This window comes from Candidatus Dorea massiliensis AP6 (genome assembly GCF_964245105.1).
GTDB lineage: Bacteria > Bacillota > Clostridia > Lachnospirales > Lachnospiraceae > Laedolimicola > Laedolimicola intestinihominis.
The window spans coordinates 198,786-212,220 of sequence record NZ_CAXTKW010000002.1; the positions used below are offsets into that span (position 1 = coordinate 198,786).

The 13,435-nt window shown below is 51.3% G+C and carries 11 protein-coding genes and 1 tRNA gene; 9 read left to right on the forward strand and 3 right to left on the reverse strand.

Translation table 11 applies throughout. The features are described 5' to 3' along the window. Positions 1 to 159: 159 nt before the first annotated feature. Complete coding sequence (locus ACESZP_RS03370; RefSeq protein ID WP_499708026.1) at positions 160 to 1,629, forward strand: hypothetical protein; 1,470 nt, start codon at positions 160 to 162, stop codon at positions 1,627 to 1,629. A 63-nt stretch (positions 1,630 to 1,692) separates the two neighbouring features. Here the strand turns inward: ACESZP_RS03370 and ACESZP_RS03375 are convergent, their stop codons facing one another. Beyond that, entirely contained in the window at positions 1,693 to 2,049 is a 357-nt protein-coding gene (locus tag ACESZP_RS03375) for a sporulation initiation factor Spo0A C-terminal domain-containing protein (protein ID WP_178038862.1), read from the reverse strand. A 308-nt stretch (positions 2,050 to 2,357) separates the two neighbouring features. Between ACESZP_RS03375 and glyA the strand changes: the two genes are divergently transcribed. The 5 genes from glyA (at position 2,358) to ACESZP_RS03400 (ending at position 9,083) form a co-directional block, all read left to right on the forward strand. Further along, positions 2,358 to 3,599 carry a serine hydroxymethyltransferase gene (gene glyA, locus ACESZP_RS03380; RefSeq protein WP_499708027.1) on the forward strand — a complete coding sequence of 414 codons (1,242 nt, stop codon included), beginning with the start codon at positions 2,358 to 2,360 and terminating at the stop codon, positions 3,597 to 3,599. A gap of 192 nt (positions 3,600 to 3,791) precedes the next feature. Next, positions 3,792 to 4,520 (forward strand): ABC transporter ATP-binding protein, encoded by a 729-nt coding sequence (locus tag ACESZP_RS03385; RefSeq protein ID WP_349163680.1) that lies wholly within the window; start codon positions 3,792 to 3,794, stop codon positions 4,518 to 4,520. A gap of 5 nt (positions 4,521 to 4,525) precedes the next feature. Beyond that, on the forward strand, positions 4,526 to 6,358 hold the full coding sequence (locus ACESZP_RS03390) for a COG1361 S-layer family protein (protein WP_499708028.1): 1,833 nt from the start codon (positions 4,526 to 4,528) through the stop codon (positions 6,356 to 6,358). A gap of 3 nt (positions 6,359 to 6,361) precedes the next feature. Further along, positions 6,362 to 7,765: an ABC transporter permease gene (locus ACESZP_RS03395; RefSeq protein WP_499708029.1), complete on the forward strand. Its 1,404-nt coding sequence runs from the start codon at positions 6,362 to 6,364 to the stop codon at positions 7,763 to 7,765. 28 nt (positions 7,766 to 7,793) lie between these two features. Then, positions 7,794 to 9,083, forward strand: coding sequence for an N-acetylmuramoyl-L-alanine amidase family protein (locus ACESZP_RS03400; protein ID WP_499708030.1), 1,290 nt, complete (start codon positions 7,794 to 7,796; stop codon positions 9,081 to 9,083). Between the two features lie 208 nt (positions 9,084 to 9,291). Here the strand turns inward: ACESZP_RS03400 and ACESZP_RS03405 are convergent, their stop codons facing one another. Together ACESZP_RS03405 and ACESZP_RS03410 are read right to left on the reverse strand one after the other, a co-directional pair. After that, the gene (locus ACESZP_RS03405; RefSeq protein WP_499708031.1) at positions 9,292 to 10,128 is read right to left on the reverse strand and encodes an amidohydrolase family protein; all 837 of its coding nucleotides are present in this window, start codon (positions 10,126 to 10,128) and stop codon (positions 9,292 to 9,294) included. Between the two features lie 208 nt (positions 10,129 to 10,336). Next, a tRNA-Gly gene (locus tag ACESZP_RS03410) sits at positions 10,337 to 10,409 on the reverse strand. A 219-nt stretch (positions 10,410 to 10,628) separates the two neighbouring features. Between ACESZP_RS03410 and thyA the strand changes: the two genes are divergently transcribed. From thyA to ACESZP_RS03425, 3 genes are all read left to right on the forward strand, one after another. Continuing rightward, entirely contained in the window at positions 10,629 to 11,477 is an 849-nt protein-coding gene (gene thyA / locus ACESZP_RS03415; RefSeq protein WP_349163675.1) for a thymidylate synthase, read from the forward strand. Between the two features lie 64 nt (positions 11,478 to 11,541). After that, the gene (locus tag ACESZP_RS03420; protein WP_178038854.1) at positions 11,542 to 12,033 is read left to right on the forward strand and encodes a dihydrofolate reductase; all 492 of its coding nucleotides are present in this window, start codon (positions 11,542 to 11,544) and stop codon (positions 12,031 to 12,033) included. Positions 12,034 to 12,220: 187 nt separating this feature from the next. Further along, positions 12,221 to 13,246: a branched-chain amino acid aminotransferase gene (locus ACESZP_RS03425; protein WP_158362885.1), complete on the forward strand. Its 1,026-nt coding sequence runs from the start codon at positions 12,221 to 12,223 to the stop codon at positions 13,244 to 13,246. Positions 13,247 to 13,435 lie beyond the last annotated feature (189 nt).

Below are 13,435 nucleotides of genomic sequence, written 5' to 3' on the forward strand. Positions count from 1 at the left end.
ACGGAACAGTTATGAGTAAATATTAAAAAATACGATTGGAAAAGGAAAAAACAGACAAAAAATCAGGAATTGCTATTTGGAGAGAGATGTTATATAATAAATTATCTATGTGAAAAAAAGGACAGAAAGTAAAAATAGAAACAGGAGGAAGAAACAGATATGAACGAGTATCAGGAGACTTACGAAAAAGAAATCAGCCTGATGGACCTTATGTTTTACTGCCTGAAAAAATGGCGTTGGATCGTAGCTTCCATGCTGATTCTGGCAGTGCTGGCCGGCGGTTATAAGTACCAGGCTACCGTGAAGGGGAACGCACTGAAGAAAGAAGCAGAGGCGCTGGGAGATGATAAAAAGGAAGAAAACCAGGAAAAAGGCGTCATTACCAATCCCAATGTGGAATATGGCCAGTTGGCTGTAGACAATACGCAGCAGACGCTGGAAACCATGAAGGAATACATTGACAGCTCTGTTGTGATGGGGCTGGACGCTTATCATCTGAATACGGGAATTTTAAGCTACTATATCAATACCGATGGAATGAGCGAGTCTGAGCGCGTGAATCTGCTGGCGGTCTATAAGACCTTCACAGAGGATGGAAGACTGGCTGACGCGCTGCTTCAGGCAGACGACAGTATTGAAAAATCAGAGCTGCAGTATCTGATCAGCTTTAACGTGGAGTCGTCCAATACGATGCAGACTGCTTCCGATAAGACGTCTGTAGTATATGTGACAGGCGACACGCAGAATGAGTCGACAATTTTCCGGGTTCAGATTGGGGCAGACACAGCGGAAAGATGTGAGACCTATACAGAAGCTGCGGAAGCGGCGTTTCGCGCATATGCCCGGGAGGTGCAGGGAAAGATGGGAGCCCATTCTCTGGAGCTGCTCTCTTCTTCCCGGACGGAATGTGTAAATCAGAGCGTACAGGATTATCAGACCGGTATTCTGAATACATACAGCACGCTGTATTCGCAGTTTAAGTCTATGCAGACCGATTTGAAAAATGTGAAAAATGACGAGGGCGAAACCATTGTGGTAGGCGAAGAAGTAGTCTATGACAATCCGGTCAGCGGAGCAGTCAAGTACGCTGTTGTGGGTCTGGTACTGGGAGCGTTCCTGGCAGCCTTTGTCCTGGTGGTTCTGTATCTGATGAGCGGAAAACTGGAAGGAATTGACGACTTCCGGGAAGAATTTGATATGCCGCTTCTGGGTCAGGTTACCAAAAAGAATGGCAAAAAGCGTCTGTTCAGCTTTATCGACAGCTGGCTGGTACATTTACAGGAAGGCGCGTATGCGGATATTACCTACGAGGAGCAGGTAAAGATTGTGGCGTCCAATCTGAAGGCGGCAGCCAGAGATACGGGTGTGAAGAAAATCATGCTTGCGGGAACCATTGCGAAGGAAGAAGCGGAAGCCTTTCGGGCAGAGCTTGTCCGGGAGCTGGGCGATCTTACCCTTTCATCCTATGAGCGCATCGTTTTCCAGGCAGCTGCGCTGGAGGAACTGAATGAATACGAGGGAATCCTGTTTGTGGAGAAACAGGGAGTATCCTACAGTAAAATGATAAAAAAGGAGCGTGCGCTGGCGGCAGACAGAGACGTCAGAATCCTTGGCACAGTGATTTTGTAAAAACATAGAAAGAGCCCGGCGGCCTGAAAGGCTGCCGGGCTTTTTCTGCTCTTCCCGGTATAGCTACTGTGCCATCGGGAGTGTTTCTTTCCTGTGAAGCAGGTACTCGCAGAAGATGGCAATCAGATCCTTCGGATAGGGCGTTCTGTCGGACCAGACCGGACTGCCGGTCATTCGGACGAGAAGCTGATGGCCGCCATTCCTCATCATCACATCGCGGATGGTTCGAATGTCCCGCTCCACACTGGTTACAGTGGTGGCATATTCAAAGGCTACGGTGACATAGATAGCCTTCTGAATATACTGGAGACGGGTGGGATCCTGAACAGCAAGTTCCACAGCGCGGATAAAATAACGGTATCCGCAGTAGTGGCTAAACACACCGGCCGAGTTCAGCAGAATCTGGATTGTTTGTTTCATTGATAAAACTCCCCTCATAGAAAAATAGAACAAACAGTTTACGCGAGATATTTATTTCAGAAAATGATGACGAATAAGGACAGAAAGTTCGATGAGAAAGCAGGAATCCGACAAGAAACGACAAAGATAGACATAAAGGTATCTGACTTCGGAACCTGGGTTTACAAATATACGAACTATAATATTTTGCAAAAAAATACTTGCTTTTTTCGGTCTGCTTTCATATAATAAAGCAAACAAAAAAGACAAATGTGCGCCAGAGAAAGACACTCATAGTCGAAGCGCCGTAAAACGAGGAGGATCTTACAATGTATTCATTGGATGAAGTGAAGGCAGTGGACAAGGAAGTAGCGGCAGCCATCGAGGCAGAGATGGCCCGTCAGAACAGCCATATTGAGCTGATTGCATCGGAAAACTGGGTATCCAAAGCGGTCATGGCCGCCATGGGAAGCCCCCTGACCAATAAATACGCAGAAGGATATCCGGGAAAACGTTATTACGGCGGCTGCGAATGCGTGGACGAGGTGGAGGAGCTGGCACGTGAGCGGGCGAAGAAGCTCTTCGGCTGCGAGTATGTGAACGTACAACCCCATTCCGGCGCGCAGGCCAATATGGCAGTACAGTTCGCCATGCTGAAGCCGGGCGATACCATCATGGGACAGAATCTGGCACACGGCGGACATCTGACTCACGGAAGCCCCGCCAATTTCTCCGGTACCTATTTTCATGTAGTACCTTACGGAGTCAACGATGACGGCGTGCTGGACTATGACGAGATTCTTCGGATTGCGAAGGAATGCAGACCGAAAATGATTATCGCAGGAGCCAGCGCCTACGCAAGAACCATTGATTTCAAACGGTTCCGGGAGATTGCCGATGAGGTGGGTGCTTACCTGATGGTAGACATGGCGCACATCGCGGGACTGGTGGCGGCAGGCGTGCATCCGAGCCCGATTCCTTACGCCCATGTGACGACGACCACCACCCACAAGACCCTCAGAGGACCCAGAGGCGGCATGATTCTCTCCGACGCGGCGACCGCGAAGCAGTTCAACTTCAACAAGGCTGTCTTCCCGGGCATCCAGGGCGGTCCGCTGATGCATGTGATTGCGGCCAAGGCAGTCTGCTTCCAGGAGGCGCTGCAGCCGGAATACAAGGAATACCAGAAGCAGATTGTAAAGAACGCCCAGGCGCTCTGCAAGGGACTGATGGACCGCGGCATCAAGATCGTGTCCGGCGGTACCGACAATCACCTGATGCTGATAGACCTGACGCCCTTTGACCTGACCGGTAAAGAGGTGGAGCATCTGCTGGACGCGGCCAATATCACCGCAAACAAAAACACCATTCCCAACGACCCGAAATCGGCCTTCGTCACCAGCGGCGTCCGCATCGGAACTCCGGCGGTTACGGCAAGAGGACTGAAAGAAGAGGATATGGAGACCATCGCGGAGGCGGTAGCCCTGATGATCAAGGAGGGCGAGAGCGCCACTGAGAAGGCGAAAGCGCTGGTAAAGAGCCTGACAGACAAGTATCCGCTGGATATGTAAAAAGAATAGAAAATAGTGTGTGCCCCCGGAACCGGACAGCGGTTTCCGGGGGTTTTTGACGGCCCGGATTTAGGCAAATTAAGAATTAATTAAATAGTTTTTCGTATATCTCTGTGCTATACTGAACATATATAACACTAGATATGGCAGCCGGCGGGAAAATAGCCGGGCTGCGCGCACAGGAGAGAGAGCATGGCGCAGAAAAGAGAACCTGTGATTCAGGTAAAGAATCTGTACAAGATCTACCGGGTCGGCGAGAACAAGGTACGGGCGCTGAACGGTGTGGATTTGACGATTTACCGCGGGGAGTTCTGTTCTATCGTGGGAACCTCCGGTTCCGGTAAATCGACGATGCTGAACATGCTGGCAGGACTGGAGAAGCCCACCAAGGGCGAGATTGTCATAGCAGGACAGCATCTGGAGAAAATGAATGAGAACCAGCTGGTAAAGTTCCGGCGGGAGCATGTGGGCTTTATTTTTCAGTCCTTTAATCTGCTGGGAACCATGGACGCGGTGGAAAATGTGGCGCTGCCGTTGATGTTCCGTGGGATTCCGAAGAAGGAACGGATGGCGAAGGCAGATAAAATGCTGGATCTGGTAGGACTGTCCAAGCACAAGGATCATCGTCCCAACGAGATGTCGGGCGGTCAGCAGCAGCGTGTGGGCGTGGCCAGGGCGCTGGTACTGGATCCGGAGATTATCTTTGCGGATGAGCCTACGGGAAATCTGGACTCGAACACTTCGGCAGAGGTTATGCGGTTGATGCAGAAGGTAGTTCGGGAGCGGAATCAGACCCTGGTCATGGTAACCCATGACAACCATCTGGCCAGCTTCGCGGATCGGATTTTTCATATTATTGATGGTAAGATTGTGAAGATAGAAGACAACCGAAATAAATCAGAGCAGATAGAGGGGGAATAAGGAAAATGAAGAATAAGTGGATGAAAAAAGTACTGGTGCTGATGATGTGCGGCGCGCTGGCAGTTCCGGCAGCGGGAATGGCGCAGCCCATGGTAGCGCAGGCGACAGAAGGGACTCCGGCGGTGCAGACAGCGGGAGGACAGTCCGGCTCGGGAACAGGTGCAGAATCAGGAAATGGAAAAACAGCCACGGAAAATCTGGCAGATGCCAAGAAAAATGCCCTGGATCAGCTGGAAGACTATTATGACACCCTGAAAACATCTGTTCCGGATGATAAAAAGAGTGATTTCGAAAAAGCAAAAAATGACGCTAGGACAGTCATCGAGAATATGCGTACCAGTGAACAGGTGACGGCATATCTGACCAAGGCGACTGCAAAGCTTGACACCTTTGTGCCCTCGCAGGATGCGGGCAGTAATGCAGGTAACGATACCCCCGACACCACCCCCACCACAACCAACAACAATATCATGGTAGGTGGCAACTGGGTGACTCCGGTGGCCAATGCAGGCCAGCAGGTAAACGTGGTGCTTCCGGTAGTCAATATGGGACGTACCCGTGTCAAAAATGTGGTAGTGACCCCGGTCATCAGTGAGGATGCAGCCAAATGGCCCTTTGAGATCGAGACCTCCAATTACAGTCAGACCATCGACCGTCTGCCGGGAACCGATGACGGTGGTTCCGACATGGACAGACGCCGGGAGCTGACCTGGACCCTGCGGACCAGAAAGGACGCCCCCAGCGGCTATATGCCCATTTCCTTTAACGTAACCTTTGAAAATGATGATAAGAGCCTGAGTAACGTAACTCTGACATCTTATGTGAAAGTAGTGGGAACCACAGGAATCTCAGCGGACGGCAAGTCCTCTACGCCCCGTGTCATTGTAACCGGATTTTCCACCAGCCCGGAGACCGTACACGCAGGCGACACCTTCACGCTGACCCTGCATATGCAGAACACCTCCAAGGCTACCGCGGTAAAGAATATGGTATTTGATATCCAGGCAGCCAGCGAGAGCACCGATACCACCTATGTGGCGGCTTCTTTCCTGCCCACCGCAGGATCCAGCACCGTGTTCGTGGACAAGATTGCGGCAGGCGCAAACAAGGACATCAGCATTGAGCTGGAGGCCCGTTCCGACCTGGCTCAGAAGCCTTACGTCATCAATGTAAAGATGAATTATGAGGACGAGAGCGTCAATGCTTATGAGAATACTGCCAGCGTATCCATTCCGGTGCGCCAGGAGGCACGGATTGACACCAGCAGCATTGAGGTGACGCCCCAGTCCATCGAGGTGGGCGGAGAGGCCAACGTATCCTTCAGCCTCTATAATATTGGCAAAACTAAGCTTTACAATGCTTCTGTAAAATTCCAGGCAGATTCCGTCACCGGCGGCGATACCTATCTGGGCAATATCGATCCGGGCGCAACCGGTTCCGTGGACGCGTATCTGAGCGGCGCGGCAGCCACCACAGACGATGGCAAGGTGAAAATTCTCATTACCTTTGAGGACGAGTCCGGAGAAAAAACAACCATCGAGAAAGAGATGGAGCTCTATGTGACGGAAATGATGAATTATGATGATGGAATGATGGACGACGGAATGATGGACGACGGCAGCCAGTCCCAGGGCGGTTTTAAGATCTGGTATGTCTTGGTTCCGCTGGTGTTTATTCTTGCGGTCATTGTGGCAGTTATCGTCATTCGTAAGAAAAAGGCAAAGAAAGCGGCAGCTCTTCTGGACGCAGAGGACCTGGACGGCCTGGAGGAAGTGGATCTGGGCGAGGACGCAGACGCAGAAGACACTGACGACGCAGACGATACAGAAAAGGAGTAATCCATGAGTTTTAGCGATTTGCTCAAAATGAGTCTGAGCAGCCTCTGGAGGCGGAAGCTCAGAACAGTTCTGACGGTGCTGGGCGTAGTTGTGGGAACGGCTTCGATTATGGTTATGATCTCTTTGGGACTGGGACTCAGTAAGTCCAATATGGAACAGATCGAGCAGTACGGAGGCCTGACCACGATTACGGTATACCCCAATGAAAACGGCGGCGGAATGTATTACAGCGACAGCGGCATGGCGGCGTCGTCGATGGAAGGGGGAGCTTCGGGCTCCGGCAGTAATGAACCCATTCGCATCAACGACGCGATGATTACGACCCTGTCCCAGCTGGAACACGTGGAGATAGCATCCCCGGTTCTCTCCACCTCAGCCATTGCCAAGTATGGGAAATGGGAAGCATATCTGAATATTCAGGGTATGAGTAAGGAAGCTCTGCAGAAGATGAACCTGGAGCTGACGGAGGGAAGTGAGCTGCCGCTGTCAGACTCGGAGCTGAAATTCTTATACGGCAATACGGTAATCACAGACTTCTATGACGCAAAGACGAACCAGTATTACTGGGATACAGGCCAGCTGGCAGACATTGATTATATGAAGGATCCGCTGTTTATCATTTTCGATACGGACGCCTACTGGAATAGCAAGAATGGGGGTACCGACGAGAACGGAGCTCCGGTGGCAGCGCTGAAGAAGTATCTGATTCCGGCCTGCGGTGTGATGGCGGGTACGGAAAATGACTATACGGAGAATTCCAACAGCGTGCTCTGCGATGTGGAAGCGCTGAAAATGCAGCTGAAAAAGATTTATAAGGGAAAGGCCATTCCGGGTCAGCCTACCACCAAAGCCGGCAAGCCTTATAAGGAGATTTATTACGATTCTGCTTATATCCGCGTAGACGATATGAAGAATGTTAAGGCCGTGCAGCAGGAGATTAAGAATCTGGGACTGCAGGCCAACAGCAATGCGGAATGGATGGAGCAGGTACAGCAGAGCTCCCGTTCCATTCAGGCGACCCTGGGCGGTATCGGCGCCGTATCCCTGTTCGTGGCGGCGATCGGTATCGCGAACACTATGATGATGTCCATCTATGAGCGTACCAAGGAAATCGGCGTTATGAAGGTGCTGGGCTGCGATATGGCGGCTATCCGGAATATGTTTCTGGCAGAGGCCGGCTTCATCGGCCTGATCGGCGGAGTAGTGGGAATCATGCTCAGCTATATCATTTCGGCGGTCATTAATTTTGTGGTGAGGGAGAGCTATTATTCCAACATCTCCTATATTCCTCCATACCTGACCCTGCTGGCGCTTGTTTTTGCGGTGGTGATCGGTATGCTGGCCGGATTGTTCCCGGCGCTTCGGGCTATGCGCTTAAGTCCGCTGGCAGCGATACGAAACGAGTAACCAATCCAATCAGAGACGGTAAGAGAACATGAAAAAAAACAGAAAAAGAAGACGGAAGAGCGTATTACTCCGGCTGCAATATGTTCTGACCGGGGCGGCGGTGCTCTGCGTGGCAGTCATCGCCCTGCTTCTGGTATATTCCATGCAAGACAATGAAATCAGCGGACCTGGCAGTGATGCCGGGTCTGCTCTTTTGGCGTCCGGGGGAAATGTGTTTGTGGCAGCAGGAGAGGATGCGGCATCCGCAAGTGATGAGAAAGAATTGGAAGAAAATGGAAGTGCCGAGACAGAGGGAACAGAAAAGGAAGACGACGATGCGCAGTCAAATGAGACAGGGCTTTTGAGTCCGGAAGAACTGGCTGCGGAACCCGGGGTTCCCCGTATCCGCATCGTCCTCGATCCCGGTCACGGCGGCCCCGGAACCAGCGACGAGCAGGAGCTGGGCGCGAAATACAGGGATACCTTTGAAAAATACCTGACACTGAAAATCGCCCGGGCGGCAGGGCAAGAGTTGTCCACCTACGGGAATGTGGAAATCCTGTATACAAGAGAGACAGACAAAGCCATGACCCTGAAACAGCGGGCGGCCTACGCAAAATCCGTAGGCGCGGACTATCTGATTAGTCTGCATCTGAATGCCTCAGAGGAACACAATTTCTTCGGATCCGAAGTATTCACCTCAGCTTTCGGAAGCTACTACGCCTGGGGAAAGGGTGTCGGCGATCAGGTGCTGAGCCGGCTGGTCGGCGACGGCTTCGTATCCAAAGGGGTGAAGACACGGCTTGGAAGCAAAGGGGCAGATTACTATGGAATCATCCGGGAAAGCAAGGCGCTTAGGATTCCGGCTATCATCATCGAGCACGGTTACATGGATCAGGATGACGACTGGGCACGCATGAATACCGATGAAAAGCTGGCAGAGCTCGGCAAATGTGACGCCGCCGGAATTGCCGCGTTCTTTGGCCTGCAGAAGGGGAAAAATCTGCCGGAGCTGCCCACAACCGACACACCTGAGCCTGTATCATCTCCGGTGCGTCCCGACAGCACCGATCCGGTCAACGTTTACTACACACTGACCCGTCAGGACACGGCGAACGCCCGGATCGCGCTCCACGCCGAAGATCCCGACAGCCGCGTCATGTATTATGACTACAGCCTGGATGGAGGGGATAGCTGGTCTAAACTGTATCTGTGGCCGGAAGGAACCGGCGATGATATTACCTTTATGATCTCTGTGACGGAAGCCGAGGAGGAGAAGCTACTTATAAGGGCGTATAATACCTATGAATTGAGGACGGAAGCTTATAAAAGTGAATAAAGACGGACGAAGCGAGAGAACTCCCCTTTCACCGGGTTTAGCTTGTTTTCCGCCGCTTCCATTTGCGCTGGCAGCGCCTGAAGGAGCCACTGTCTGAGGCCCTTTAGGGCCGAGTTTGGCGGTCAGGCGCGAATAAGCCGCGCGAACGGAAGCAGGAAAACAATGCGTTCCCGGTGAAAGGGGAGTTCTCTCGCTTCTGTGTATCGAATTAAGATTCTTTGAGCCCGAGTAGCTTTGCCCCATTCTTATAGAGAATTTTCTCCAGCTCTTCCTCTGTGAATCCAATCCGTTTGATGTACTCCACATCCTCCTTCTGGCCGCTCCAGGGGGAGTCGGTGGCAAAGAGGATTTTGTCGATGCCATGGTGGCGGCTCATGCGCAGAATCTGCTCTGGCAGGGCCAGGCGCAGGATATAAGCCAGATCCATGTAGTAGCTGCCGCCCACCAGAAGCTGCTCGGACTCATTTTCCATATCGTGTCCGCCCAGGTGGGCCAGGATCAGTTTGGAGGTGTCGCCTTTGTCGCCCGGGAAGACATCCTCCAGCATGTGGTGCAGGCGGGCCGGGGTGGCGTTTACCTGGCGCGGGAAGCCCAGATCCCGGCCACAGTGGATGGAGATCAGCAGTCCCAGCTCTGTGGCGTAGCCGATGATGCGCTCATAGCGGATGTCATCAATGTAGGTGTTCTGATAGGTGGGATGGAGCTTGATGCCCTTGAGACCCATGTCGCGGATAGCACGGAGCTCGCCTTTATAGTCCGGGGAGTCCGGGTGGATACCGCCGAAGCTGATGATAGAAAGGCCGTCTTCGTCCGGCTCTTCGTGGGTGATGGAGCAGGCGAATTCGTTGATATGGCGAAACTGAGAGGGCTTTGTGACGATGGGGAGCACCACGGAATGGGTGACGCCTGCCTCTTTCATGGAATGACGCAGGTCTTCCAGTGTTCCGTCTGTATAAGCCACTACCCGGCCCACCTGCTCCAGATTGCAGACTGCCCGGTGCGCCACGGTATTGGGAAATATATGTGCATGGAAATCAATGATCATGGTGAGGGTCCTCCTGTATATCAGTAAAATTTAATATCCGTATTTTGAGGGTAAAAAAATTTTCTAAAAACTTACATAGTTTAGTATAGGAGATTTTATTTTATTTTTCAAGGGCAGAGCAGGAGCAGGGGAGATTTGGGCTATGTATGGATTTTGATGATTCAGATCAAAAAAGGAATTCTGACTTTTCAGAATTCCTTTTGATGAGAGCGATAGACGGGGCTCGAACCCGCGGTCTCGACCTTGGCAAGGTCGCGCGTTACCAACTACGCCACTATCGCATCAGTTGTGTCGGCTGCTGTTCATCAGCGACATGTTGTATCTTACAGGATTTTGTTTTATTTGTCAACAGGTTTTTCAAAAAAAAATCAAAAAAATTTTCGATAGGGTGCAAACCCTTGTAAACAGGCCGATTATTTCCTATAATAGAAAACAGTGAAAAGGGATTACGATTCAGAAAGCGTAATACCTGATGAGAGCGACAGGGAGGAAGATACCGCATGAGTTATGCAGATCAGATATTTAAAGAGATGTGCCGGGACATCATCGAGAACGGCACCAGCACCGAGGGGGAGAAGGTGCGTCCTAAATGGGAGGACGGAACTTCTGCCTATACGATTAAGAAGTTTGGCGTGGTGAACCGTTATGATTTGTCGAAGGGGTTTCCGGCGCTGACGCTTCGAAGGACGGGGCTTAAAAGCTGTATGGACGAGATCCTCTGGATTTACCAGAAGAAGTCCAACAACATCCACGACCTGAACAGTCATATCTGGGACGAGTGGGCCGATGAGACCGGATCCATCGGCAAGGCCTATGGTTACCAGATCGGCGTGAAGAGTCATTACAAGGAGGGCGATATGGATCAGATGGATCGGGTGCTTTTCGATCTGAAGCAGAATCCCTACAGCCGTCGGATTATGACGAATACTTATGTATTTTCGGATTTGAGTGAGATGCATCTGTACCCCTGCGCTTACGGCGTTACCTATAATGTGACCAAGCGGCCGGGCGAGGAGAAGCTGGTACTCAATATGGTGCTGAACCAGCGCTCCCAGGACGTGCTGGCGGCCAATAACTGGAATGTGTGCCAGTACGCCATTCTACTGATGATGGTGGCGCAGGTCTGCGACATGGTGCCGGGCGAGCTGCTGCATGTGATTGCGGACGCGCATATCTATGACCGCCATGTGGATATCATTAAGGAGCTAATCACAAGACCGGAGCATCCGGCGCCGAAGGTATGGCTGAACCCGGAGGTGAAGGATTTCTACGCGTTTACCACGGATGATCTGCATGTGGAAGGGTATGAGACAGAGCCGCAGATTAAGGATATTCCCATTGCGGTATAGGTGCTTGCGACTGTTGTATGTAAGAAAGTATGATAAGTAAAAATATGTAAAAGGAGTTTTCACTATGAACTTAATTGTTGCCGTAGATAAAAACTGGGCCATCGGCTACCAGAACAAGCTGCTGGTCAGCATCCCGGAGGACATGAAGTTCTTCCGCACCACCACCACCGGAAAAGTGGTTGTCATGGGCCGCAAGACCCTGGAGACCTTCCCGAACGGTCTTCCCTTAAAGAACCGCACAAACATCGTGCTGACCCGGAATCCGGAATACAAAGTGAAGGGCGCAGAGGTGGTTCACACGGTAGAAGAGGCGCTGGAGCTTATCAGCGAGTACCCGCCGGAGGATGTATATGTCATCGGCGGTGATACCATTTACAGGCAGTTCCTTCCCTACTGCGATGTGGCCCATGTGACCCACATCGATCATGAATACATGGCTGACGCCTGGTTCCCGAACCTGGAGGAGGATCCGGAGTGGGAGCTGACCGGTGAGAGCGACGAGAAGACCTATTTCGACCTGGAGTTCACCTTCTGTAAATACGAACGAAAAAAATAGGAAATTTCACACTTTTTCTCATTGCAGTATCAAAGAAACTGATCTATAATATAAAAAATTAAAGTTCAGTACGGGTAAGACCGCGGCAGCCTCAGTGTAAATACAGGCATACGGCTGGAGTGAATTTTCAGGAATCCCCAAAGGAAAATCAGAAAATTACTGAATGAGTGTAAGGAGGAGCTTTGACATGGAAAAGAAAAATTTAGACTGGTCAAATATCGGTTTTGGTTACGTACAGACAGATAAGCGTTACGTATCCAACTTTAAGGATGGCGCATGGGATGAGGGCGGTCTCACCGATGACGCAAATGTAGTCCTGAATGAGTGTGCAGGCGTTCTGCAGTACGCACAGACGGTGTTTGAGGGTATGAAGGCATACACCACAGAGCAGGGCAAGACGGTTATCTTCCGTCCGGACCTGAACGCAGAGCGTATGGTTCAGTCTGCAAAGCGTCTGGAGATGCCGGTATTCCCGGAGGATCGTTTTGTAGACGCAGTTGTACAGACAGTAAAGGCAAATGAAGCCTATGTACCGCCTTACGGAACAGGCGCAACCCTGTATATCCGTCCGTATATGTTCGGAACCAACCCGGTTATCGGCGTAAAGCCGGCTGACGAGTATCAGTTCCGTGTATTTGGTACTCCGGTAGGACCGTACTTCAAGGGCGGCGTAAAGCCCCTTACCATCAAGGTATCTGATTTTGACCGTGCGGCGCCCCATGGATCAGGCCACATCAAGGCAGGTCTGAACTATGCCATGAGTATGCACGCTATCGTAACCGCGCATCAGGAGGGCTTCGATGAGAACCTGTATCTGGATGCGGCGACCAGAACCAACGTAGAAGAGACAGGCGGAGCAAACTTCCTGTTTGTAACGAAGGATGGCAAGCTGGTAACTCCGAAGTCCAACAGCATTCTTCCGTCCATCACGCGCCGTTCTCTGGTATACGTAGCAAAAGAGTACCTGGGAATGGAAGTAGAGGAGAGAACCGTGCCGTTCGCAGAGGTAAAGGAGTTTGCGGAGTGCGGACTTTGCGGAACAGCAGCCGTAATTTCTCCGGTAGGAAAGATCGTAGATCACGGCAACGAGATCTGCTTCCCCAGCGGCATGACCGATATGGGACCGGTTACCAAGAAGCTGTATGACACCCTGACAGGTATCCAGATGGGCCGCATCGAGGCTCCGAAGGGCTGGATCAAGGTCGTAGAGTAATTTTTAAACAAGACGGCACTTTACGTTACATAAGAGACGGGATAAGGAGACTTGTCCTGTCTCTTGTTATGTAATAGAAAATTCCGTTGGAATCTCCTATTACATAACAAAGCCCTTCGGGCAGGATCGCACTGCGGCGGAGTGGAATTGTGTCGCTGAGGCGACCCGCCGTAGGCGAAGAATCCTGCT